19 protein-coding genes and 1 tRNA gene are annotated in these 22,435 nt (G+C 65.4%); 9 read left to right on the forward strand and 11 right to left on the reverse strand.

Annotated features, from left to right (window positions below; translation table 11 throughout):
• Positions 1–42: 42 nt before the first annotated feature.
• Positions 43–5,094, forward strand: coding sequence for a hypothetical protein (locus TPR58_RS14210; RefSeq protein WP_346247354.1), 5,052 nt, complete (start codon positions 43–45; stop codon positions 5,092–5,094).
• The gene (locus TPR58_RS14215) at positions 5,091–5,591 is read left to right on the forward strand and encodes a hypothetical protein (protein WP_346247355.1); all 501 of its coding nucleotides are present in this window, start codon (positions 5,091–5,093) and stop codon (positions 5,589–5,591) included. The genes TPR58_RS14210 and TPR58_RS14215 overlap by 4 nt, the downstream gene beginning before the upstream one ends.
• Before the next feature lie 81 nt (positions 5,592–5,672).
• On the opposite strand, the gene TPR58_RS14220 is transcribed toward TPR58_RS14215, so the two are convergent.
• Both TPR58_RS14220 and TPR58_RS14225 read right to left on the reverse strand, forming a co-directional pair.
• Positions 5,673–6,101: a VOC family protein gene (locus TPR58_RS14220; RefSeq protein ID WP_346247356.1), complete on the reverse strand. Its 429-nt coding sequence runs from the start codon at positions 6,099–6,101 to the stop codon at positions 5,673–5,675.
• Positions 6,102–6,555: 454 nt separating this feature from the next.
• Positions 6,556–7,377: an LD-carboxypeptidase gene (locus TPR58_RS14225; protein WP_346247357.1), complete on the reverse strand. Its 822-nt coding sequence runs from the start codon at positions 7,375–7,377 to the stop codon at positions 6,556–6,558.
• A gap of 123 nt (positions 7,378–7,500) precedes the next feature.
• Between TPR58_RS14225 and TPR58_RS14230 the strand changes: the two genes are divergently transcribed.
• The gene (locus TPR58_RS14230; protein WP_346247358.1) at positions 7,501–8,877 is read left to right on the forward strand and encodes a glutamate ligase domain-containing protein; all 1,377 of its coding nucleotides are present in this window, start codon (positions 7,501–7,503) and stop codon (positions 8,875–8,877) included.
• Between the two features lie 4 nt (positions 8,878–8,881).
• On the opposite strand, the gene TPR58_RS14235 is transcribed toward TPR58_RS14230, so the two are convergent.
• Positions 8,882–9,034: a hypothetical protein gene (locus TPR58_RS14235; protein ID WP_346247359.1), complete on the reverse strand. Its 153-nt coding sequence runs from the start codon at positions 9,032–9,034 to the stop codon at positions 8,882–8,884.
• 319 nt (positions 9,035–9,353) lie between these two features.
• Between TPR58_RS14235 and TPR58_RS14240 the strand changes: the two genes are divergently transcribed.
• From TPR58_RS14240 to TPR58_RS14250, 3 genes are read left to right on the forward strand one after another with little or no spacing between them, the layout of a single operon-like run.
• On the forward strand, positions 9,354–9,764 hold the full coding sequence (locus tag TPR58_RS14240) for a hypothetical protein (RefSeq protein WP_346247360.1): 411 nt from the start codon (positions 9,354–9,356) through the stop codon (positions 9,762–9,764).
• The gene (locus tag TPR58_RS14245) at positions 9,761–9,970 is read left to right on the forward strand and encodes a helix-turn-helix transcriptional regulator (RefSeq protein ID WP_346247361.1); all 210 of its coding nucleotides are present in this window, start codon (positions 9,761–9,763) and stop codon (positions 9,968–9,970) included. The genes TPR58_RS14240 and TPR58_RS14245 overlap by 4 nt, the downstream gene beginning before the upstream one ends.
• Positions 9,967–10,878, forward strand: coding sequence for an alpha/beta fold hydrolase (locus TPR58_RS14250; protein WP_346247362.1), 912 nt, complete (start codon positions 9,967–9,969; stop codon positions 10,876–10,878). Before TPR58_RS14245 ends, TPR58_RS14250 begins: the two co-directional genes overlap by 4 nt.
• 90 nt (positions 10,879–10,968) lie before the next feature.
• Here the strand turns inward: TPR58_RS14250 and TPR58_RS14255 are convergent, their stop codons facing one another.
• Positions 10,969–11,994 carry a DUF2171 domain-containing protein gene (locus tag TPR58_RS14255; protein WP_346247363.1) on the reverse strand — a complete coding sequence of 342 codons (1,026 nt, stop codon included), beginning with the start codon at positions 11,992–11,994 and terminating at the stop codon, positions 10,969–10,971.
• Between the two features lie 211 nt (positions 11,995–12,205).
• Here TPR58_RS14255 and TPR58_RS14260 point away from each other — a divergent pair.
• Positions 12,206–12,281: transfer RNA gene (locus TPR58_RS14260), tRNA-Ala, on the forward strand.
• 1,081 nt (positions 12,282–13,362) lie between these two features.
• On the opposite strand, the gene TPR58_RS14265 is transcribed toward TPR58_RS14260, so the two are convergent.
• The 7 genes from TPR58_RS14265 to TPR58_RS14295 all read right to left on the reverse strand — a co-directional run bounded on the left by TPR58_RS14265 (position 13,363) and on the right by TPR58_RS14295 (position 20,247).
• Positions 13,363–14,301, reverse strand: coding sequence for a hypothetical protein (locus TPR58_RS14265; RefSeq protein WP_346247364.1), 939 nt, complete (start codon positions 14,299–14,301; stop codon positions 13,363–13,365).
• A gap of 167 nt (positions 14,302–14,468) precedes the next feature.
• Positions 14,469–14,606 carry a hypothetical protein gene (locus TPR58_RS14270; protein ID WP_346247365.1) on the reverse strand — a complete coding sequence of 46 codons (138 nt, stop codon included), beginning with the start codon at positions 14,604–14,606 and terminating at the stop codon, positions 14,469–14,471.
• A 7-nt stretch (positions 14,607–14,613) separates the two neighbouring features.
• A complete protein-coding gene (locus tag TPR58_RS14275; RefSeq protein ID WP_346247366.1) occupies positions 14,614–14,886 on the reverse strand; it encodes a hypothetical protein in 273 nt (90 codons plus the stop codon).
• A 434-nt stretch (positions 14,887–15,320) separates the two neighbouring features.
• A complete protein-coding gene (locus TPR58_RS14280; RefSeq protein WP_346247367.1) occupies positions 15,321–16,724 on the reverse strand; it encodes a ComEC/Rec2 family competence protein in 1,404 nt (467 codons plus the stop codon).
• Between the two features lie 9 nt (positions 16,725–16,733).
• Positions 16,734–17,663, reverse strand: a complete 930-nt coding sequence (locus TPR58_RS14285; RefSeq protein ID WP_346247368.1) for a hypothetical protein — start codon at positions 17,661–17,663, stop codon at positions 16,734–16,736.
• Between the two features lie 57 nt (positions 17,664–17,720).
• Positions 17,721–19,001 carry a DUF4238 domain-containing protein gene (locus TPR58_RS14290; RefSeq protein ID WP_346247369.1) on the reverse strand — a complete coding sequence of 427 codons (1,281 nt, stop codon included), beginning with the start codon at positions 18,999–19,001 and terminating at the stop codon, positions 17,721–17,723.
• A 121-nt stretch (positions 19,002–19,122) separates the two neighbouring features.
• Positions 19,123–20,247: a hypothetical protein gene (locus TPR58_RS14295; RefSeq protein WP_346247370.1), complete on the reverse strand. Its 1,125-nt coding sequence runs from the start codon at positions 20,245–20,247 to the stop codon at positions 19,123–19,125.
• Between the two features lie 104 nt (positions 20,248–20,351).
• On the opposite strand from TPR58_RS14295, the gene TPR58_RS14300 reads away from it, so the two are divergent.
• Positions 20,352–21,719 (forward strand): hypothetical protein, encoded by a 1,368-nt coding sequence (locus TPR58_RS14300; protein ID WP_346247371.1) that lies wholly within the window; start codon positions 20,352–20,354, stop codon positions 21,717–21,719.
• The gene (locus TPR58_RS14305; RefSeq protein WP_346247372.1) at positions 21,716–22,321 is read left to right on the forward strand and encodes a hypothetical protein; all 606 of its coding nucleotides are present in this window, start codon (positions 21,716–21,718) and stop codon (positions 22,319–22,321) included. Before TPR58_RS14300 ends, TPR58_RS14305 begins: the two co-directional genes overlap by 4 nt.
• Positions 22,322–22,435 lie beyond the last annotated feature (114 nt).

A 22,435-nucleotide genomic window follows, 5' to 3' on the forward strand; every position in this document is an offset into this window, starting at 1 on the left:
GCATCGTCCCCGCGATGCGCGCCGGGAACCGGATCCCGATGCATGAACCCGCTCCGCTCCCTGCTGAAAAAGACCCTGACCGTGCTGGCGCCGCTGGCGACGCTGGTCATGCCGGTCGCCGCAGCGGCGCAGGGGCAGCCCGAAGTCACCCGCATCACCAATACCGCCACGCTCAGCGTCGGCACCCCCGATGGCGTCCGCCAGATCCCGTCGAACACGGTCGAGCTCGGTCGCACCAAATATCCCACCCGCATCAGCTTTCGCCGCCTGCCGACGGATTTCGTGCCGGACTACAGCAAGCTGGTCTGCGAAACCGATCCGCTGCGCTTCACCCCGCTGCCCGTTACCGCCGCCGAACTCGCCAAGGCCGAGCCGCTGGCGTCGCTCGATCTGCACAACCCGCTGATCATCGTCCTGGAGGCAAAGGGCGAGAACAAGGACCCGAGCCGGATCGAGCGCACCGAGATGCTGGCCAATTCGGGTTCGCGCACGTCGCGGATCGTCATGGTCGAGACCGGTCCCGACACCGGCATGTTCGCCGGCGCCTTCCCGCCCAGCACCATGGACGACAATGTGCTCGAGGCGGTCGCCTGCGACATCACCCAGGACAATGACGGCTGGCTGACGCTCAGCTTCGCCGAGGACGAGGACAGCTATGGGTCGACCAACGCGCTGCTGATCGATCCGCTGGGCCATGTGTTCGATTCCGCGACCGGCAAGCCGATCAACGGCGCCACCGTCACGCTGATCGACGAGGCGACCGGCCAGCCGGCGACCCAGGTGTTCGGCGACGACGGCATGAGCGCCTATCCCAACCAGGTCGTGACCGGCCAGGACGTGGTCGATGCCGGTGGCTGGCGTTACACCCTGGATGACGGGGATTTCCGCTTTCCGCTGGTTGCCAAGGGCCGCTATCGCCTGGTCGTGACGCCGCCGGCCGGCTACACCGCGCCGTCGAAGCGCAAGCCCGAGGAGATGACCGGGCTGCGCAATCCGCACGGCTTGCCCTACCAGATCAGCGCGGCTTCCTATGGCACGCCGTTCGACCTGGTCGATCCGGAGCCGATGACGATCGACATTCCGATCGACACCGCCGCGGGCGGGGTCGATCCCAATGCCTCGCCCCGGCTGGTGGTCGAGAAGATCGCGTCGAGCCGCGAGGCCGAGATCGGCGATTTCGTCCAGTACCGCGTTTCCGTCAGCAACAAGGGCACGCTCGCGGCCAAGCCGGTCGTGGTGACCGACACGCTGCCGCGCGGCCTGCATTACCGGGTCGGATCGACCCGCGGCGCGACCGAGCCGGTCGTGAGCGGCGACGGCAAGACGCTGCGCTTCACCTTGCCCTCGCTGGCGGTCGATGCGCGCATCGAATTCACCTATCTGGTGGAAATTCCGGCCGGAGCGCCCACCGGAGAGGCGATCAACCGCGTGGTCGCGACTGCCCCCGGCCAGGGCGGCGAGGTCAGCGGAGCGGCGAGCGCACCGGTGCGCATCCGCCCGCCGCTGTTCACCGACAGCTTCACCGTGATCGGCCGCGTCACCGAAGGCGGCTGCATGGATCCCGAGCGCGGCCGCAAGGGCGTCGCCGGAATCCGCCTGATGATCGAGGACGGCAGCTTCGTCGTCACCGACAAGGACGGCTATTACCATTTCGAGGGCGTGGCCCCGGGCACTCATGTCGTCCAGCTCGACCGCGCCAGCGTTCCGCGGACCCATGCGCCGCTGATCTGCGACCGCGACACGCGCAGCGCCGGGAACGGCATCTCGCGCTTTGTCGAAGGCAGCGGCGGCAGCCTGCAGCGGGTCGATTTCCAGCTGCGCCCGACCGGCCTGACCGCCGAGGCCAAGGACGCGCTGCCGATCACGCCGGTCGCCCCTTCCGAAGCCGCGGGCAACCGCGACGACTGGCTGGACCGTGCGGAGCCCGGCATCGGCTGGCTGTTCCCGGAGATCGACTACAACCCGCGCGCGCCCTCGGTCCGTGCCGTCATCCGCCACCTGCCGGGACAGCGCGTCGCGATGTCGCTGAACGGCAAGCTGGTCGACGCGCTGACCTTCGACGGCAGCGATGCCGACGAGGCGCGCGGCGTCGCGATCTCGCGCTGGAGCGGGCTGGCGATCGTCGAGGGCGAGAACAAGCTCGAAGCGCGCGTCCTGAATGCCGATGGCAGCGTGGCGCAGACGCTGGAGCGGGTGGTCCATTTCTCGGGCCTGCCGACCGGCGCGACCTATGTCGCGGACAAGTCGCGGCTGAGCGCCGACGGCCTGACCCGCCCGCTGATCGCGGTGCGCGTCACCGATCGCGCCGGTCGTCCGGTGCGCCAGGGCACGCTGGTCGCGTTCCGCGTCGATCAGCCCTATCGCGCGGCGCAGCAGGTCGAGGCCGAGCAGGGCCGCCAGCTCGCCGGCCTCGAGAAGACCCAGGCGACCGCGGCCGTCATCGGCGATGAGGGCCTGGCCTTCATCGCGCTGGAGCCGACGCGCCAGGCGGGCATGGCCCACCTGACCCTGACGCTCGCCGAGCGCGACCGCGAGCAGAAGATCGAGATCAAGGCGTGGCTGGCCGCGCCGGCGCAGGACTGGGTCGTCGTCGGCTTCGGCAAGGGCACGATCGGGTACGATACGCTGGCCGGCGCCGAGAAGCTGGAAAAGGGCAAGAGGCACGATGTCGTGACCGACGGCCAGCTGGCGCTGTATGCCAAGGGCCGGATCAAGGGCCAGTGGCTGCTGACGCTGGCCTATGACAGCGACCGCGACGAAGAGCGGATGCGCGACCGCGGCGTGCTGGGCGCGATCGATCCGAACCGCTATTACACCGTCTATGGCGACGGCACGCTGCAGGGGCAGGACGCCCCGAGCCGCCGCAAGCTGTACATCCGCCTGGAGCGCCCCGAATTCGTCGCCCTGTTCGGCGATTACGAAACCGGGCTGGTCGAGACGCGGCTGGGCCGCTTCAGCCGGACGCTGAACGGCGTGCGTGCGGAATATATCGGGCGGGCACTGCACTTCACCGCCTTTGCGGCGCGCGACGACAGCCGGTTCGGCCGCGACGAGATCCAGGGCAACGGCCTCAGCGGCCCGTACCGCCTGACCGCGCGCGACCTGATCCCGGGCAGCGACAAGCTGCGCATCGAAGTGCGCGACCGCTTCCGCTCTGAGCTGGTGCTCGACAGTCGGTTGCTGACCCGCCACATCGACTATGACATCGATTCACTGGCCGGCACGCTGCGCTTCCGCGAGCCGATCCTGAGCCGCGATCCGGAACTGAACCCGATCTTCATCGTCGCCGAATATGAGACCCGCGGCGGGATCAACACGCTGGTCGCCGGCGGCCGCGCATCGGTGAAGGCCGGCCCCGCCGAGCTGGGGGCGACCGTGCTGCGCGACGAGAGCTTCGGCGATGCGATGCTGGCCGCCGCCGATGCGAAGGTCGCGCTGTCGCGGACCACCGAGGTGCGCGCCGAAATGGGCTTTGGCGGCCGCTTCGGCATCGAGCAGGGCAAGGCCTGGCTGGTCGAGGCGGAGCATCATGGCCCGGCCGCCGACGTGCTGGCCTATGCCCGCCAGCAGGACAGCGACTATGGCTTCGGCCAGCAGAACAGCGGCGAGGCGGGCACGCGCAAGATCGGCTTCGACGGGCGGCTGCGCATCGGCCAGCGGCTGAGCCTGGTCGGCTCGGCATGGCATCAGGACCAGCTGGACGGCCCGGCGAACCGCATTGCCGGCGAAGTCCGCGCCGAATATCGCCGCGACGCCGGGACCCTGTATGGCGGCCTGCGCTATGCATCGGATCGCGGCGTCGGCACCACAGGTGACGACCGCCGGTCGCTGCTGCTGACGCTGGGCGGCACCCAGAAGCTGTTCGCCAACCGGCTCGAGCTGAACGCCGAGGCGCAGGTTCCGCTGGGCGGCGAGGACGCCAGCGTCGACTTCCCCGCCCGCCAGCGGCTGGGCGCATCCTGGCGGTTCAAGGACTGGCTGCGGCTGGTCGGCGATATCGAGATCGCCAAGGGCCAGGAATTCACCGCGCAGAATGCCCGGATCGGCTTCGATGTCGCACCCTGGGGCGGTGCCCGGCTGATGACGACGATCAACCGCGGCGACATCGGCGAGAACGGCCCGCGTACCTATGCCCAATATGGCCTCAGCCAGTCGCTGCCGCTGGGCAAGCGCTGGACGATCGACGCCACGCTGGACTCGGCCAGCACGATTTCGGGCCATATTCCCGAGGCGGATATCGTGAATCCGCTTCACCCGGTCTCGTCGGGCGGCGCGCTGGGCGGCAGCGGACTGGAAGAGGATTTCGTCTCGCTGACGCTGGGTGCCACCTATCGCGGCAATCGCTGGAGCTGGAACGGCCGCGGCGAGATCCGCCTGGCCGGCGAGGAGCGCCGCTGGGGCCTGACCTCGAACCTGCTGCGCAGCCTGGGGCAGGGCAGCACGCTGGCCTCCGGCGTCCGCGTCAGCCATCTGCGCGAGCGCAGCGGTGCCGTGTCGAGCAGCATCACCGCCGACCTGGCGCTGGCGCTGCGCCCGGTCGACAGCCGCTGGTCGCTGCTGGAGCGGTTCCAGCTGCGCCAGGACAGCGCGGGTGCGCAGACCAGCACCAACAATTCGCTGGGCATCCCGACCTTCGCCAACGGCACGCTGGCCACCTTCCGCCTGGTCAACAACATCGCGGTCAATTACCGCACCGGCGCCGAGGGCGACGGCCACGGGTTCGAGGCGAGCCTCTACTATGGCGCGAAATATGTCCGCGGCCGCTATGCCGACGAAACCGTCGACGGGTTCGTCCATGTCGTCGGGGTCGAGCTTCGCCAGGACCTGGGCACCCGCTTCGACATCGGGGCGCAGGCCAGCGTCCAGCACGGGCTGACCAGTGGCACGATCGCCTGGTCGGCAGGCCCCTCGGCCGGTGCCTCGCCCGCGAAGAATCTGTGGGTAACCGCAGGCTACAACATCTCCGGCTATCGCGACCGCGATTTCGAGGATGCCCGCTGGACCCGCCAGGGCCCCTATCTGACAGTGCGCATGAAATTCGACCAGGACATGCTTGGCAGCCTGGTTCGTCCGATCCTGGGAGGTCGCCGGTGAAACCGATCCACCTTGCGCCGTTGCTGCTGCTGTTCCTGACGGCGGCGATGGCCCCGCTGAACATTTCGAAGACGTCGGCAGTCGTTTCCGATCCGCAGGGCAACGTGTTGCCCAAACGGGTGCCGGGGGCGCTGATCGACTATACGATCACGGTGTCCAATCCCAACAGCGTGGCGAGCCCGGTCACCGGCGTGACGCTGAGCGATGCGATCCCCGCCAATACGGTGCTGCGGGTGGGCGATCTCGGCCTGCTGGCGGGGTCGGGACCGGTGGTGTTCACCGACGGCCTGCTGCCGGCGAGCCTGCTCAGCTACACCTTCTCCGGCCTGGGCAGCACGACCGACCGGCTGGACTTCTCGAACGACAATGGCGCCACCTGGACCTATGTCCCCAGCGGCGAATTCGACGCGAACGTGACCAATATCCGCGTCCGGCTGAGCGGTACCCAGGTCGCGGGGTCGAGCTTCACCTTGCGCTTCCGCGTCAAGGTGAAGTGACGGCGCACTTCGGAGACTGTTTGGGAAATCGCGAAAGGGCGATTTTAACCGGGTGCCGCGATGCGCGGACAGGCGCATTTCTTAGAAGCTGATGTGCACCGACGCTGCGCTGCGCGTGGCGGGGCCGTGGTACACCGCCTCGATATTGTTGCCGTCGGGATCGAGCAGGAAGGCGGCGTAATAGCCCGGATGATAGGGCCGCAGCCCCGGCGCGCCATTGTCGGTGCCGCCCGCGGCCAGGCCGGCGCGGTGGAACGCCTGGACCATTGCCTCGTCGCGTGCCTGGAACGCCAGATGATGCCGGCCGGTCAGCCTGCCGGCCGCGGCGTCGCTGTCGGCGGTCGAGACGAACAGCTCGTCGACCCAGAAATAGCTCTCGCCGCTGCCGCCGATCGGGATATCGAGCACGTCGAACAAGGCGGTGTAGAAGCGCCGGCTGGCGTCGAGATCGGCCACGACCAGATGGACATGGTCGATCAGCCTGCCGCGGTGCAGTTCCTGTGTTTCCATCGATCGGCTCCCTGTATGTTCCGCTCAACGCCATGCCGGCGCGGTGCGTTCCGCGCCCTGCGGCAGTGAAACCCGCCGGCGTCCCCGCCGTTGAGGCCTCCCCCGAACCGCGGAGCAGCGACATGATCGACCCCGAACAGGACACCCCGGAGACCGAGACCGAAGCCGAAGAGATGGAAGAGGCGCAGGAAGAAGCCGCCGAGGAGCGCAAGGAAGGCGGCTATCAGTGAGGCGATGACGGAACGCGCCGCAGCGATGCGGCGCGCTTCGGATGATGGAATGAAGGGCTCGGAGAGCGTGCTGTTCGTCTTCCGTTGCCCTGAACTCGTCGAAGGGCGGATATCCCCAGGCTGGCCACCAAGGGTTGAAAGGCGGCCTTCGACAAGCTCAGCCCGAACGGGGTAGGAAGTGCCGCGTGGCGAGCCTGCCTCCGTATGCCGGAAGACCCCCTGGCTCAGATCACGCCGAACGGCACCACGTGATTCGCCCGGACATGGCCGATCCCGGCGCGGCCCAGATAAGGAACGCCCATTTCGGCGCACCAGCGGGTCATCATCTGTTCCAGCGTCTCGCCGAATTCGGTGTCGTTCGACGGCACGTCGGTCACCTGGCCCAGGCGGATGCCGGCGATCCCCCGCAACTGGGTCGAATGGGCAAGCTGGAACAGCATCCGGTCGATCCGGTAGAACTGCTCGCTTACCTCCTCGATCATCAGCACATGGTCGGTCAGGTCGGGCAGCCACGGCGTGCCGATCATCGCGGTCAGGATCGCCAGGTTGAACGCGGCGGCCGGGCGGCGATCGGTCAGCAGGCTGGGCTCGAGCCCGCGCTTGTCGCCGTCGATCAGCCAGCCGAGCACCCAGCCGGCATCCTCGCCGGTGTCGTCCACGCCCATGCTGCTCGCCATCGATCCATGCGCCTGGCGCCCGATCCGCCGCGCATAGAGGGCGCCCAGCATGAACCCCATGTCGGAATAGCCGATATAGGTCTTGTTGCGCGCCGCCGGGGCCAGTTGCGGCATCACCTCGTGCAGGATGCGGTTCGAGCCATAGCCGCCGCGCGCGAACCAGATCGCATCGAACGCCGGATCATTGGCGAATTCCAGGAAAGCACTTGCGCGCACCGCGTCCGATCCGGCGAAATGGCCCTGGTTCATGAAGCATTGCGGGTGAAAGACGATCTCGTGCGCGGGGTAGGTCAGCGCCATGAAGGCGGACATGCGCAGCGCCGATACCTGCGTGACCGTTCGTGCCGGCGCGACCACTCCGATGCGCATTGCGTCTCAACTCCAAAACAGCCGGCGCCGAGACACCCAGCGAACCCAACGCTTCGGCCCGATCGGGCCGATCGCGGCGGCAGGGAACTTGCCCCCCGCGCGAACCGGCGATAGCGCGAGGCCATGGATCATCGCAAACCTTACTTCTTCGTCGGCATCGGCGGTTCGGGCATGATGCCGCTGGCGATGATCCTGGCCGGACAGGGCGCGACCGTCGCCGGATCGGACCGCAGCCTCGACCAGGCGCGGCTGCCCGCCAAGTTCGACGACCTGAAGTCGCGCGGCGTCGCGCTGTTCCCCCAGGACGGCAGCGGCATCGTGTCCGCGGACCAGATCGTCGTCGCCAGCGCCGCGATCGAGGCGACGGTGCCCGACATGATCGCCGCCGACCGGGTCGGTGCGGCGCGGCTGTCGCGGGCGGAGCTGCTGGCCAGCCTGTTCAACGCGGCCGCCGTGCCGATCGGCGTCGCGGGCACCAGCGGCAAGTCGACCGTGACCGGCATGATCGGCTGGATCCTGCACGCCTGCGGCCGCGATCCGACGGTGATGAACGGCGCGGTGATGAAGAATTTCGCCTCGCCCGACGCGCCCTTTGCCAGCGCGCTGGTGGGGCGGGGCGATGCGTTCGTCAGCGAGGTGGACGAGAGCGACGGCTCGATCGCGCTCTATTCGCCGCAGGTCGCGGTGCTCAACAATGTCAGCCTCGATCACAAGTCGATGGAGGAATTGCGCATCCTGTTCGGCGATTTCGTCGGCAAGGCGCGAACCGCCGTGGTTAACGCAGGCGATGAAGAGGCAGCGGCGCTGGCCGGGCGGGCAGGGCAGGTCGTCACGTTCGCGGTCGAGGCCGAGGCCGACTGGTCGGCGCAGAACCTGGTCCCCGAACCCTATGCCATCGCCTTCGACCTGGTCACGCGCGGCGCGGCGCGGCGGGTGCGGCTGGGGGTGCCGGGGCGGCACAATGTCTCGAACGCGCTGGCCGCGATCGCCGCGTCGGTGGCCGCCGGGGTCGATGCGGCGGATGCGATCTCCGCGATCGAGGGCTTCGCCGGGCTGAAGCGCCGGTTCGAACGGGTGGGCGAGGGCGGCGGCGTGACCGTCATCGACGATTTCGGGCATAACCCCGACAAGATCGCCGCGACGCTCGACACGCTGCACGCGTTTCCCGGGCGGCTGCTGATCCTGTTCCAGCCGCACGGCTATGGCCCGTTGAAGGTAATGCGGCGCGAGTTGGTCGAGATGTTCCGCCGGCGGCTGGGCGCCGAGGACCTGCTGGTGCTGCCCGATCCGGTCTATCATGGCGGCACCACCAGCCGCGACGTGACCAGCGCGGATATCGTCGCCGATATCGGCGGCCGCGCGCGTCACATTCCGGTGCGCGACGATGCCGCCGCGGCGCTGATCGCCGAGGCGCGGCCGGGCGACCGGATCGTGCTGATGGGCGCGCGCGACGACACGCTCAGCCTGCTCGCCGCGGACATGGTTTCGCGGCTGGGCTGATCGTTCAGGCGTCGACCGGCGGCCGCAGCTTTTCCCGGCTGATCCGCCAGTCGCCATAGACGCGCGTCATCGTGCGCCCGCAGCCGGTGCAGACCGAATAGGTCTTGTCCCCGACCTTCCACCGCCGGGCGTGGTCGCGGTGATGATTGCCCCTCAAGCACCGCATCAACTGCATAAAATTCATAAGGCCCCCTGGCACACCGATGATGCGTTCGCCCTGCCTCTCGGCGATCGCCCGACCGTCGATCCGGCCGGCGTGTGCCGGTCCGGATCGCTGAAGCTCCCCTCCCGGGATCGATGCCCCCGCGCCGATTCCCGACGCTTCACATAGATGAACGTAACGGTAGGGCAACGAGAATATAGCATAACATGAAGGTTTTTCGGCGATCAAGCACGCTGGTCATTTTATCAAGGATGCTTGACACTCGATTCGAGGGGAGTAAAGGTCGCGTTACCAACTGACAAGGACGCCACGCATGGCCTCTCGAAACCCGGCGCAGAACCGCTATCTGCGACGCTTTTTCCCGGCGATCCTCCTGTACGTCGGGGTGCTGTTCGGGGTCTCCTGGACTGTCCGGACCTGGCATCCGACGGGCGCGGGGCTCGTCATCCTTTCGGTCCTGCCGGCGCTCCCGATCATCGGGGTGCTCGTCATCATCGGCCTGTATCTGCGCGAGGAGCGGGACGAGTATCTGCGCGGCCGGGTGGTTACCGCGATGCTGATCGGGCTCGGCGGGGTGATGTCGGTGGCGACGGTGCTCGGCTTTCTCCAGATGAACGGACTGCTCGGCGAGATCAGCACCTTCTGGGCCTTTCCGGGCTGGTGCTTCTTCTGGGGCATGGCGCATTGCGCGATGGCGCTGCGCGAGCGCGGGTCGGCGGAATGATCAACCGACTGCGCGTGCTGCGCGCCGAGCGTGCCTGGAGCCAGCAGGAACTGGCCGACCGGCTGGAGGTGTCGCGCCAGAGCGTGAATGCGATCGAGACGGGCAAATACGATCCCTCGCTGCCGCTCGCCTTTCGCATTGCCGACCTGTTCGCGATGCCGATCGAGGATATATTCCAGAACCCGTCCAAGGAGACTGCATCATGACCCCGCGATTCTCGAAGAGGCTGGCGGCGACGCTGGCGCTATCCCTCGCCGCATCGCTTGCTCCGGTTCATGCCGCGGCCGGCCCTGCCGCCGCACGGGTGCAGGCCGCGCCCGCGACGCTGCAGATGGGCCATGTGTCGATCAAGGCGATCGGCAACGGGCCGCCGGTCATCCTGATCCCCGGCCTGTCCAGCCCGCGCGCGGTGTGGGACGGCGTTGCCCCCGATCTGGCGAAGACGCACCGCGTCTATCTGGTGCAGGTCAACGGCTTTGGCGGCGACGATCCGCGCAGCAACCTCGAGCCCGGCATTCTCGACGGCGTGGTCGCCGAGCTGCACGCCTATATCCGCGAATACAAGCTCCAGGGCGCCGCGGTGGTCGGCCATTCGATGGGCGGACTGGTCGGCATGATGCTGGCGGAGCGGCATCCGGACGATATCGGCCGGCTGCTGGTGGTCGACGCGCTGCCGTTCATCGGCACGATCTTCGGCGCGGACAGCGTCGATGCGATCGAGGCGCGCGCGGGCCAGATGCGCGACGGTATCGCCGCGACCCATGGCAAGCCAGCCGCCGCGGTGACCAAGGATCCTGGCGGGAACATGTCGATCACGCCGGAGGGGCGGATGAAGGTTGCGCTGTGGGGCACCCAGGCCGATCCGCGCGTCGTCGCCCAGGCGATGTACGAGGACCTGACCACCGACCTGCGGCCCAGGCTGAAGGCGATCGCGCCGCCGCGCTTCACCGTCTTCTATGCCGCCGGCATGGGCGAGGCGCGTGCCAAGCCCTTTTGGGAGGGGGCCTATGCCGGGTCCAGGGCGAGCCTGGTCGCCTTTCCCCGCAGCTATCATTTCATCATGCTCGACGAGCCCGATGCGTTTCGCACGGCGCTGAACGACTTTCTGAAATGATGCGCGGGTCCTGAATGCAGGAAAGCCCCGGCGCGCGCGGCGCCGGGGCTTTCCCTCGCATCCGCCCGGATCGGGCGGCGCTGTCATGCCTCAATAGGTGCCCGAGAAGGACTTGTTGAGGTTGTGGTCGCTCGACCAGTCGTTGCCGCGGTCGCGGTGGCTGCCGCGCTTGTCGTCATCGCTGCCGAACATCGCGCCGCGTTCCTCGTCCTTCCACGCCGCCTTGGCTTCGTCCGCGGTCTTGCGGATCGTCACCTTGTCGTCGACGGTCTGGATCCAGCGCGACGGGATCGAATGATGATGGCCGCCCGCATCGGTATCGTTCTTGGTCAGGACGATCCGGTCGCCGCGCACCTTGTCGACAGTGCCGACATGGCCGCCGTCCGAGCCGACGACTTCCATATGCTCGGTCACCCGGCCCAGGCTGTCGCGCTGGCCCTGACGCTCGGTGCGCCAGTTGGTGAACTCGCTCTGGAAGCGCTGGCGGTGCTCGTTGCGATATTCGTCATAGTCGCGGTCCAGTTCGGACACGCGCTCGTTGCGCCACGAGCGATAATGGTCGTCGCGCTGGCTGTCCTCGAACCGTTCGCGGCGCATCCGCTCCTCGTCCTGGCGCATGTCATATTCGCGGCGGCGCTCCGCCTCCTCGTCGCCGAACCACGAGCGGACCTCGTCCCCGGCGCGGGCAAGGAAGCCGCGATCGTCATGGCTGCCATAGCCTTCGGGCCGGCGACCGCCGCCGCGCGAACGCCCCTCGTCGCGATAGCGATCCTGGCGATCGCCGCCGCGCGCGCCATAGCCGCGATCGTCCGACCGGTCGTCCGGGCGATAGCTGCCGGTGAAGCCGCTATAGCCGCCGCCATAACCGCCATCATAGCCGCGACCCTCGTCGCGTCCGCCATAGGCGCCGCGCGAGTCATATCCGGCGCGATAGCCGCGATCGCCGCGGTCCGAACGGTCGCGCTCGCCACCGCGATAGCCGGCCGCGGCATAGTCGCGCGCGCTGCTCGAACCGCGATAGCTGCCGCCGGTGCCGGGGCTGCGGAAATGCTCCTGATCGTGCGGGCCGTAATAGCTGTGATCGCCGTTGTCGAAACCGGGATAACGGTCGTTCATCTCACTCTCCTGCTCAATGGGCACAGGGACGCTCGGGCGTCCAATGGCCGATTCAGCGGATGAAACGCAGGTTGGTTCCGGGAAAAGGGAAGCGTGTTCAAGCGGTTCGCCGCACGCGGAAAACAAGTCGCAGCACGCGCGCCAAGCCAGTTGCATCGCATCCGAAGCGCCGCTATCTGGATCGCCTCCCGGCGATGCCGGGGCCGGCGGCGGGGCTGTAGCTCAGATGGGAGAGCGCTGCAATCGCACTGCAGAGGTCAGGGGTTCGATTCCCCTCAGCTCCACCACGCCAGCAAAATCTTTGATTTAAAATCAACCCCTTAGGGGGTGGGCGGTAAACTCGTCCCACATTCCCGTCCCACAGTCAGTGGGATTTCATGGCGCAGCTTGAGGCGCTACCGGCCTTCGGGCAAACTGTGATTATCACGACGATCGCAGAGATACGGAAAATTGCCGAATTAGCCCCTCCGGTCTCGTAAAGATCCGCGGGAGGTAGTTGCACTTTCCGTATAAGCTGTTGATTTTAATGCCAAAACCTTGAGCTTGAAAGCATCTACCCACCACTTTTCCTACCACAAAATACGAGATTTTTCTGAGCCAACTTGGAGCGATCGGCGGTTGGAACAGGCTTCGCCGGACCGCAGGTTCTAAATGCGGCCGTTCTGCAATGCGCCCCATCGCTGTCGTTGGAGACTGAAGCCCTTTCGCCCGAAAGCAGGCATACGCCGAAGCCCAGCCGGACGACCGAGATTGGGACGAAGTGGTCGTTCCGAAACGGCTCGCTAAACGACGGTCTCTGACAACAGCTGCCGTTCGCGTACCAGGCCTTTATCGGTTCGCTTCCGGTGAACAGCGGGCCTCCTGCTATTGGCAAAATGACTAGATTCTGGCCGTCCGCGACGCGTTTTAGCTTCCCAATTCCGGTCGCCCGTTCATGACGCTTGAACGTCCGATATCAGGCGTTCTAAATTGATTCCGGAACGGGTTGATATGATGGTGAGCTGCCGTTCCCCTCTTGGCGCAGTTCACCTCGACAAAGGACCCTGCACCTGCCGCTTGAGCTTCTTCAGCTCGAAGATCCGTCGCGCGAGCTGGCTCTTGCTGCTGTGCACCGATGCCGTGAAACGCGAGGGCGCATCGGCCTATGCCTATGGGCCGAACGCCAAGCTCGCGCAGCTCGCCGCGACGGGCACGCTCGCGGACAACTTCTACGGCACGGCCGAGACGCAACTTGCCGACGTTCTTGAGGCAGCCAAGGCGGTCGACCCGCTTTTCATGGCGCAGGCCGCGGTCTTCGCCCGCAAGTCGGGTGCGATGAAGGACATGCCGGTCCCACTCGCCGCTTACGCTAGCGAGCAGGAGCGGCGGTCAGCCGTAGGCGACGCCCGATTGCTGTTCGCCGAAATCCTCCTCCTCGATCTCCATTTCGAAGCTGCTATCCTCGGCTTCTTCCATGGTCATGACTATCTCGGCGGCGCTCATGGCCTCCAGCTCCATCGTGATCATGCCGGGCGCGCCCGGGATGGAGATGACGGTCACGGGGGTGACGTTTTCCTGATAGCTGATCCGCAACTGGGCGGCGCCGACGCGCTTCTCCTGAATCCAGTCGCGCACCTTCTCGATGGTCGCGGCGACCCGGCCGGGGTTGTTATCGGGGCCACGGGGCGGCGACACCTTCGGGATCACGATTTTGATGAGCGAGATCATCTTGTCCTGCCCGACCCACTGCAGGAACGTGCCGGTGCTGGCGACCGTGGTGATCTTGCCGCTCGCGCCTGAGAGAAACGCATCCCCGGCGGGCTTGAAGGAGGTTTCGAGCTCCAGCGAGCCATTGTCCTGATCGCTGACGATGATGGTGGCCTTGTCGGCGAACTGCACCTCGGTGATCAGTACGCCGTTCTTCGGGAAGTCGATGCCGCTGTCGAGCAGGGTCCGGGCGACTTCCTCGTTAAAGGCGCGGGTGTTGACCGGCCGCCGCTGCACGGCATTCGCGAGATGGTAGACGAACGACCCTCGGCCGCCCGATTTGAGGCTGACCTTGGCGCTCTGTCCGGGGGCGTGCGCGCCGACGCCGGCGTTCACCTTGATGTCGAAGCGGTCCTTATACTCGATCTTGTTGCGACCGCCTGATGCATCCGCGACTTCGAAGTCGGCGCCGTAGTCGCGCAGCGATCCCAGCCTCTCGAACTGGCCGTTTCGAACCACGCCATAGTCGCCGACTTCAACCTGATTGGTCGGCATCCAGTTGGCGAACATGCCGTTCGACATCTCTTTAATGCGAGGCTGCAAGTAGCGAAGCACCGTCATCGCAAATCTCCTTTGTGCGTTCTGGCGAACCTATCACGAACCACGGTCGTGTCGCGCCTCGAATTGCTGGACGGTACCAGGGCACGGCGATCCTGAAGTGCGGGTATCCGTGAAGGCGGCCCGCATTTTGGAGGGGTCCGGGCGGCCGATCAATCGCTCCATGCCTGTCAGGCGGCGAGCAAGTCCTCGTTTTCCCCTCCGCCTTTGGTGGGGGCCACCACCTCCGGCGCGAAGCACATCCAGCGCGCGACCTCCGCAAGGCCTGTGGCGCCGTCTATATGGGCGCCGACGAACCACTTAAGCATCTTGCCTCTATTGGCCGCATTGACCTTCGACGCCCTTCTTTGCCACCTCGGCCATGCCGAGATCGAGAGCACCAATCAGTACCTCGGCGTTGAAATTGAGGACGCCTTGAGGCTTTCGGAACGAACAGGAATCTGAACGGGCCGGCTCGACCCACAAGTGGACGTCCAGGCCGCCCTGCTCGCGTCCCAGCTTCGGTCGTTCATTCATGTATACTGATCCGCTCGCCAGAAGCGACGTGTCGCGGATGCGGATCGGCGAAAAGTGGGACGTAGCAGCCATTCCAGGCATCCACCGTGAATGGCAGCACCTGCCGGAAGCAGACCCTCAGACACGGCAGCGCACGCCAGGATCGATGACGCAGCTTAACCCAGCCTTGACACATTTGAACGGCGACGAATTTGCGTAGCTCGAGTAGCTACAGTTCGACGGACGTTGCCTCCATCCCAAAACCGTCTTGAACCATAGATATATTGGAAGATTTTTCGTCGGCATCGCGGATGCACATGGGGAAAGATCTCGCTGATCACTGATCGTTGCGGTCGGCAGATGTCGACCAAGTCTTACTGTTCAAGTCTCTTGCCAGAACGGCCGCTCACGTTGAAACCGCCCATTCGCGTGCAATCGAGCCACCAGCTTAGCGTGACCACAGCGACGGGATCGCTTTCCCGATTTTCTCGGTATCGATCCGAACGGCTGACGACTTTCACGGCGGCTTATTTGGGGGAGATGATGAACGATTCGTCGAATCCGGTGGCCGGCCAGGCACGGACGTGGCGGAAGCTGCTGCCCCTATCGTAGACCGCCTTTCGCAGCGACCAGTGCGGGTGCTCCCAGTCATGAATTGGATCAGCAGCGGCGATGTAGGTGTCCGCATCACCAACCAGATTTACCGGGTCGCTGTTCTTGATCGCTCCGTGATGCGGCAGGGCGAAACCAGCAACGTGGTCGATGTCACTGCCGTAAAAGCTGGTGAATGCGCCACGTTCCACAGGCTTCTCGAGATGGGCGTCGCCGGTTCCCATCCAGCCGATCTTGGTCAGGTCATGGGTAGGAAGCTGGGGGCTGTGCGCGAGGGCATCGACCGTGTCGGGCTCCATCAGACCAGAATAGAGACTCATCGACCCGAGATTCTTGTCCTTGAACGCCGATTTGTAGATCGCACCCATCTTCTCCCGGAACTTGGTGACCATCTTCTGGCGCACGCCTGTATCACCGATATGGAACGCGAAGCTGCCCGCAGGCCATTTGAACAAGCCTTCGACCAGTGTGCAGAACGTCGCCAGCGCGGCCGGGTCAGGCGTTCGCACGTAAGGCAGGAACTTCCAGAGAAGCGACCAGGAAGGATCATGGGCGACGATCGCCGCGTTGCGCACTTCAATCCGCGACGAAGATGCCGCCTGCGCCATCATGTTGAGCAAGAGCGGCCGCTGCGGGTCGCCAGGAAACGCCGGTTTGATCAGCCAATTGATCGCCTCGGTATCGCGTTCGGCGCGCACCTCGGGACCGGATCCTGGCCGGATTTCGGGTCCACCGTCGACATCGGGAGGAACGTCGCCGCCATCGCTGCGGATGAAGAGGATCTGACGCGGGCGAAACTGGGCGAGCGTCCCGCCGGGGTCGAATATCATGTCGATGAAAAAGCGGTCGACGCTCCCGCCGAATGTACCGGATTGCGCGAAAGCGCGGGCGAGCGCGGCCACGCGAGCGGCCGTGTCCAGATAGGGAAGAACGATCGTGTCGACCTGAAAGCCCTTGGTCTTATGCAGGAGCGCGGGAATGCCGTTCATATGATCGCGGTCGAAATGCGACAGGAAGAGCATGTCGAGACGGCGATCCGGGCAAGCATTGCGCAACTCTTTCACGCCGCTGTTGACCAGCCGCTTCGGCTCAGACCCGCAGTCATACACATAACGTAGATCCGCCCGGCCAAACGCCCGGATACCGGTCGCGAATCCGAAAAAGCCGGGCTCGACATATTCGAGGTCGCCGGAGCTGAAGAGCTTCAGGGCGCCGATGTGAAGACCGCCCTGTCCGACCGGCATCTGCCGTCGATTGTGCAGGAAGGTCGGGCCACCATCCTCTGCCAGATATTTCAATGAGATCGAGTGAACGCGCATCCCGCCCTCCTAGTGCAGTCGCGTGAGGCATGTCAGCCGCGGTGTTTGCTGACGTCGCGGATTGTCGAAACCCTCAGAACGGCACCGCCATGTCCGCGCGCCGTCGGACCCTTTGGCTGCAGAGCGTGCATGCTTCGCCAAGGTCCTCGGGTTGCGGAATTCGATCTTGTCGGGATCGATGACTGGTGCCCAGGTGCGCTCGCCCGGGAAACGCGGCCGGCCCAACATCGTCAGCTCGGATTTGGATGTCGGTGTATCCCACCGCACCGCGAAGGGTTGGCTGTTGCTGTGGCGACAGACTTTGGCGAGCTGCGGTGGGCCGCCGATATCGTGAAACGCCTGTTCACGGATGATATCGCGCAGCACCTCGAACGGCTCCATATCGAAATAGGGCGTCCGGAATCGCCCCCGTGCCTTGAGCAATGCCGTGATACGTTCCTTGGCCATGGCGGCTGCGTCACGATTGCCGGCGAAAATGATCGGATGGTGGTGGCCGACCGAGAAGTGTGACCCGATCGACGAGAAATTATAAGCCGCCTCGACTTCGACCCAATGAAATCGCCAGAGCCGAAACGCGTTCGAGCGCCATGACCAGCCGCCGAAGATCAGCTCGCAGCCATAGGGATCCGGCGCCGTCACGCCACGCGGCAACGCGGTGATGTGTGCGCGCATGTCCATGAACATGAGCCGCATGCGTTTCTTCAATTCCGAGATGTCGCGTTCGCGCGTGCGTGCCCTGGGATCGCTTTCGACCCAATTGCGGAATTGCAGTATCAACGGATAGGCGTCCAGCGTGTCGCCGGCAAAGGCGATCAGGCTGTCTCCGCGGGCCAACGTCAGGATCTTGGGACAGCCGTCCCAGGCCTGACAGCCACTAAGCCGGCTGTCGCTCGCGAAAACCAGCTCGTGCGCGGTGCCGACCGTACGAATCCAGGCCATGGAAAGTGTCATGGATCGGCATGTGCCAGACCCGTTACCGCAAGGCGATCCATCACCCTATTCCTTGTCGCCAATCTCCGCCTCGATGTCGGCAAGGATCTGTGCGACGCTCGATCCGGGCAGCGGGTCTTCGATGCTGAAGTCAGCATGTGATAGAAACTCGTCGACGGCGCTGCCGACCAACACGCCGGAAAGACGGCGCGTCAGGGCATCGCTTGCAGTGTGGTGCAACGGCACGATGCGTTTATCGGTCTCGCTTCGCGGCAGCGTAACGAAGCACAGACTTGGCGACAGCGGCGCGATCAGGCGCAGGCCTTCGCTGATTTCCCGGCGCGCGCCGAAAGTGTCGGGCAACACGAAGATCGGTCGCGAAGCATGGACCAGCGCCCAGCGGCTCCACATCACCGGGTTCGCCAGCGCGCTGTAGAAGGCGTCGTTCTGAAAGAGAGTCTCATAGGCCTTGTCGGCCATGTCTGGATCGTGACCATAGCCAAGCTCAACGATCTTGGGCGCCAGCTGCGATTTTATCCGATCGATGAAGAACGGACTGCGCAGGACCTGGATGACCATAAACGCGACCAGCGCGATGCGATCGGGCTGGTTGAGCGGCGTCATCCGCATCAGATGTTCGATCGGCTTTTTCGCGTCTCCCTCAATCATCGCGAAATAGGCTTCGAGCCCGTCGCTGTAGAGCTTGTGGCGATATCCCCATTTTCCAAACCCGCGTCGGGCGGATGTCCATCCTTCCTCGGTCCGGTGCCATCGCATGATCTTTCCGTCGCTCGCCCAGAGATCGCGGATGAACCAGCGCGAGATGAAGTGGTTCTTGTCAACGCGCTTGACCGCCAGGCGCCGGGCTTTCGGATTGCGCTCGCGTGCCGCCGCGGCGGCCGATTTCGGTATCCAGCGTGTTTCCAGTCGCTCGCGCCAGTGGTGGTTGTAAAACTCCCTGGCGGTGTCGTTGATCGAGGCCCATCCGGCGTCGCCGAAACAGGCGATCCGTTCCTGTGCGGGATCGACTGTGGCCGGGTCGCGCCCCGCGAGGCGCTTGTGAACGATCTGCTCTCCGACATAGAGTTGGATCTTCGCGAGTTCGAGGATCATTTCCTCTCGGACGTTGACGTGCAGCGGCGCGGCGTTGTTCGCCAACCGCATCATCGCACCGATAATTTCGTGCAGGACCTCGTCCCAGATGATCGCCAGGGGATCGATGATCTCGGTCGGCGTACCCGGCCATAGTTTCTCGACGTGCCGGCGCGCATGCGGCGGCGAGCTTGGGCGGAAGGGGGCTTCTGCCCGTGCGGCCGCCACCGCCCGCAAATCTATCGTCCCTGCCACGTCCCGTTCCCGTTCCGCCTGTTCGGATGTCGGCCTCTATCTGGCGACGTGAAGCGACGCGACCGTGCTGTTCGCCACGCCGGCTTTTTGCCTCGAAGCGACCTCAGCGGCAAATATACCTTCACGTTGCCGCGACCACCTCCGCGGCCCAGCGCTCGGCATAGCCTTCGGGAAGGACGGCCTCGTGTGGCGTCATCGTGAAGCGAATCCCATCGCCGGTGCGGGCGATGTCCGACGCGCCCGCGCCGACCCAGAACAAGGCCAAGTTGCGATCGGCGGTGCAGACTTGGGTATGCATGTCCGGAAAGTAGGCCAGGCTGTAGAGCAGCAGATCCAGCGCCTGCAGATCCGACAGCGCGTTATACGCGTCGGCATCGCTATAGGCGGCGTGAAACTTGAACAGGCTTTTCGCCGCGCAGCGCCCCGGGTTCACGAGGGTGCTGAGCACGGCGAGTACCACAAGCGAGGCCTGCACAACGCCGAAATCCTGCGCGGCGCCCAGGATTTCCGCCCATCGCCGGTCGACATCGCGGCGCGCGACGGGCTCGGCGAGGATCGGCGCGACACGGCGCAGGAATGCCTGCTTGCGCGCCATGCCCGGGCGAACATCCTCAATCAGCCCCAGCAGACCGTCGATCGACTCTGGCCCGACCATCAGCGTGGCCGTGGGCAACGCCTTGCGAAGTTTCTCCACTGCTTCTTCGAGCTGGGCGCGTGCCGCATCCGGTTCTGGCAGCGCCCGATTGTTGCCTTCCATCGCGAACAGCAGCGGATTGATGCGAACGGGATCATCCTCGAAAAGGTCGAGGAAATCCGGCTCGCGGCCGACCTTCTTCCCGCCGTCGAACCGCCCCGCGATCTCGGTGATGATATTGCGATCGGGGAGGATAACCGCGGTCTCCCGCGTCGCCGCGAGGACCGAAGGCAACCAGCCGCCCCGTACCAGACCGATCGCTTTCGAGGTAAACGGGTTGACCAGCGTCGAAGTGACATGGGCGTATTTGCTGGTGTCGACGCCCTCGACATCGGTGTCGACAATCCGTCCGTTGTACATTTCGAGTGGGATCGTGATGCAGGCATGGAGCTTTGCCGCTGCGAGTTCCTCATAGGTTCGCGGCCTGATGTCGACATCGGTAAACGCGATTGTGCGTAGCGGACCGCCGCCCGGTCGCTCCTGCTCCTTGTAGACGAACATCCGGCCACCGGGACGGGGCGGCTGCACAAGCTGTTGGACTGCCTCGATCATGCCTCCTCATAAACGGGTGCCACCCGGCCATGAAGCAAAGGTTGGGCAACCACCGTGCACCGGAAGCGCTTGGCCGGTGAGCGAAAAACCCTCACTATCCGGCGATGCCCCGCCGCCTCAGCAAGGCCAGAAAACCGGACAAGGACGACCTGCGCAGCTTTCAGCGGTTCAGCGGGACGCTCAGCGATGGCGACAAGGCGATGCCGGTGCGATTCAAGGCGCGCATCGGCGACGACGGCGAGGTTGAACTCGATCTTCACGCGTTCCGGATCACCAAGGCCACTTGGTTCGTCCGGGAGCGGTTTCAGGACCGGAGCGATGTAGCCGAGTTCGTACTGAGCGGCATTGCCGCCGATGGGCTGCGCTTCGCAAGCGACAGCCTTTCGTTTAACAGTCTCGGCGAACGTTGGAGCGGAATCCACAACCGGCATTGGTCGAAGCCGCGCGGCGAATGCGGCAAGGTCCAGTATTTCAGGACGCTCGATACCGCGCGCGACCGGCCCGTGCTCAAGCTGCAGCTGAAGGGCTTCGAGTGCTTCCCGGCGCTCCACGCGAAATGCGCCCTCGGCGCGATCCAGGTCGCCGGCGAGACAAAGCTCGGCGAGCCCGATCGGCTCACCGGCTCGATCGTGATCGAGGCCGCCGAGCCGCCCGCCGATATCGACGCCTGGCGCGCGGAGGCCGAGAAGTTTGTCGAGCATCTGCGCCGCATCCTGTCGGTCGCGGCGTCGACCATGCTGCAGGCGCCGATCCTCGAACTTGCGGCCGGCGACATGCACGACATCGAAATATTATCGCGAACCCGCCAGCATGCACCGGTGATGCGCGTGTTCCACAAGCTTAATCTGCAGCCGGTGCTTGATGCGGCGATCACCAGTTTCTTCGATCCGCCGATCGACGTGAAGAACCTGTTCTTTGCGATCGAGTGGTTCGCGATGGCCACGACCTATAACGAAGTCCGGCTCGTCAATGCGATGACGGCGCTCGAGAACCTGATCGATTCCAACCTCACCGAGGAGGAAGCCCTGATCGAGCCCCGGCGCGAGTTCGACAAGACGCGAAAGCTGCTGCGCACGGTGATCCGGGCCTGTCTCGAACGATGGTCGCCAGACCGGGCAGCGGCGGCGCGTGAGGAACTGGGCGAAAAGCTGATCGACCTCAATCGACGCCCGCTGCGGCGTAAACTCCATCTGCTGGCGGCGCGCTGGAATGTGCCGCTCGACGGGATCGGCGACGAGCAGATCGGCCAGGCGATCAAAGCGCGCAACGCCATCGTCCATAGCGGTCACCATCCGGCGACCGAGGACGGCCCCGACCTATGGGGTCAAATGACGATCGTGCGCGAGCTGGTCGTGCGCTTCCTGCTCACTGCGATCGGCTACCGCGGCCAGTATATTTCCCATGTCGGCGGCTATCATCTGGCCCATTTCCCGCCGGGCGAAGTCGTTGCCGCGATCGCCGAGGCAAGATGAGAACCCTCGGCCGCAGCATGTTCGGAGTCTACGCGCTGGCGCTGCCGCGCGGGCACGGCTTCGGCGAGCGCTTGCCCTACGAGGCGTGGCAGTCGAAAGATGGCAAGGCGTACGCAATCGTCACGCGTCATGCCGAGGACGGCAGCATCGGCCTGATCGTGATGCGCCGGCGCACCGATGGCGTCTGGGCGGTGACGCACGACGATGTCCCTCAACCCGACATCGCCACGGCAACAGCGTTGGCTGATGTCGAACTCGAGGCCGGACGGCGCTTCCGGTGCCGCCCGGCGTGCAGCGGCGATCCGCGACAAGGAGGTGCTGGGGGGATCGTTGCCGAGGTCGCGGGCGAAACCGTCGCCAGCGCCAATGCCGGGGAGAAGTCCAAGACCCTCAAGAAGATCGTGCGATCATCTCGACGGCGCGGACGGGCGGCGCAGGGTCGAGCGCCGGGTGCCGAATGGATGGCCTTTCCGCCCGCCGCCTACACAGTGCGCGGCGGTGTCGACACGGTTGCCGCGCACGCCAAGGTCGAGGCGGCGCGTTCCGCCGAGGACGAGCCCGACCCGACCGCGCCGCCCGCCGCTGCGCTTCCGCAGGAGTAGGAACGGCTCGCAGCTTGGCATCTACATGGGCGGCGGCGAACCGCCGCCCATATCTTACGCCCGACCCTAAAAACTCGCGCCGTATGGCCGCGCCTTTCGGCGCCGGCCATACGG

The sequence above is a fragment of the Sphingomonas rustica genome, assembly GCF_039652585.1.
Taxonomy (GTDB): domain Bacteria; phylum Pseudomonadota; class Alphaproteobacteria; order Sphingomonadales; family Sphingomonadaceae; genus Sphingomonas; species Sphingomonas rustica.

Excerpts from the sequence above, each read along its gene's own strand:
- TPR58_RS14210 (WP_346247354.1), top strand. The coding sequence starts at position 43 with ATGAACCCGCTCCGCTCCCTGCTGAAAAAGACCCTGACCGTGCTGGCG.
- TPR58_RS14220 (WP_346247356.1), bottom strand. The coding sequence starts at position 6,101 with ATGGAAACACAGGAACTGCACCGCGGCAGGCTGATCGACCATGTCCAT.
- TPR58_RS14225 (WP_346247357.1), bottom strand. The coding sequence starts at position 7,377 with ATGCGCATCGGAGTGGTCGCGCCGGCACGAACGGTCACGCAGGTATCG.
- TPR58_RS14230 (WP_346247358.1), top strand. The coding sequence starts at position 7,501 with ATGGATCATCGCAAACCTTACTTCTTCGTCGGCATCGGCGGTTCGGGC.
- TPR58_RS14240 (WP_346247360.1), top strand. The coding sequence starts at position 9,354 with ATGGCCTCTCGAAACCCGGCGCAGAACCGCTATCTGCGACGCTTTTTC.
- TPR58_RS14245 (WP_346247361.1), top strand. The coding sequence starts at position 9,761 with ATGATCAACCGACTGCGCGTGCTGCGCGCCGAGCGTGCCTGGAGCCAG.
- TPR58_RS14250 (WP_346247362.1), top strand. The coding sequence starts at position 9,967 with ATGACCCCGCGATTCTCGAAGAGGCTGGCGGCGACGCTGGCGCTATCC.
- TPR58_RS14255 (WP_346247363.1), bottom strand. The coding sequence starts at position 11,994 with ATGAACGACCGTTATCCCGGTTTCGACAACGGCGATCACAGCTATTAC.
- TPR58_RS14265 (WP_346247364.1), bottom strand. The coding sequence starts at position 14,301 with ATGACGGTGCTTCGCTACTTGCAGCCTCGCATTAAAGAGATGTCGAAC.
- TPR58_RS14270 (WP_346247365.1), bottom strand. The coding sequence starts at position 14,606 with ATGCTTAAGTGGTTCGTCGGCGCCCATATAGACGGCGCCACAGGCCTT.
- TPR58_RS14275 (WP_346247366.1), bottom strand. The coding sequence starts at position 14,886 with ATGGCTGCTACGTCCCACTTTTCGCCGATCCGCATCCGCGACACGTCG.
- TPR58_RS14280 (WP_346247367.1), bottom strand. The coding sequence starts at position 16,724 with ATGCGCGTTCACTCGATCTCATTGAAATATCTGGCAGAGGATGGTGGC.
- TPR58_RS14285 (WP_346247368.1), bottom strand. The coding sequence starts at position 17,663 with ATGGCCTGGATTCGTACGGTCGGCACCGCGCACGAGCTGGTTTTCGCG.
- TPR58_RS14295 (WP_346247370.1), bottom strand. The coding sequence starts at position 20,247 with ATGATCGAGGCAGTCCAACAGCTTGTGCAGCCGCCCCGTCCCGGTGGC.
- TPR58_RS14300 (WP_346247371.1), top strand. The coding sequence starts at position 20,352 with ATGCCCCGCCGCCTCAGCAAGGCCAGAAAACCGGACAAGGACGACCTG.
- TPR58_RS14305 (WP_346247372.1), top strand. The coding sequence starts at position 21,716 with ATGAGAACCCTCGGCCGCAGCATGTTCGGAGTCTACGCGCTGGCGCTG.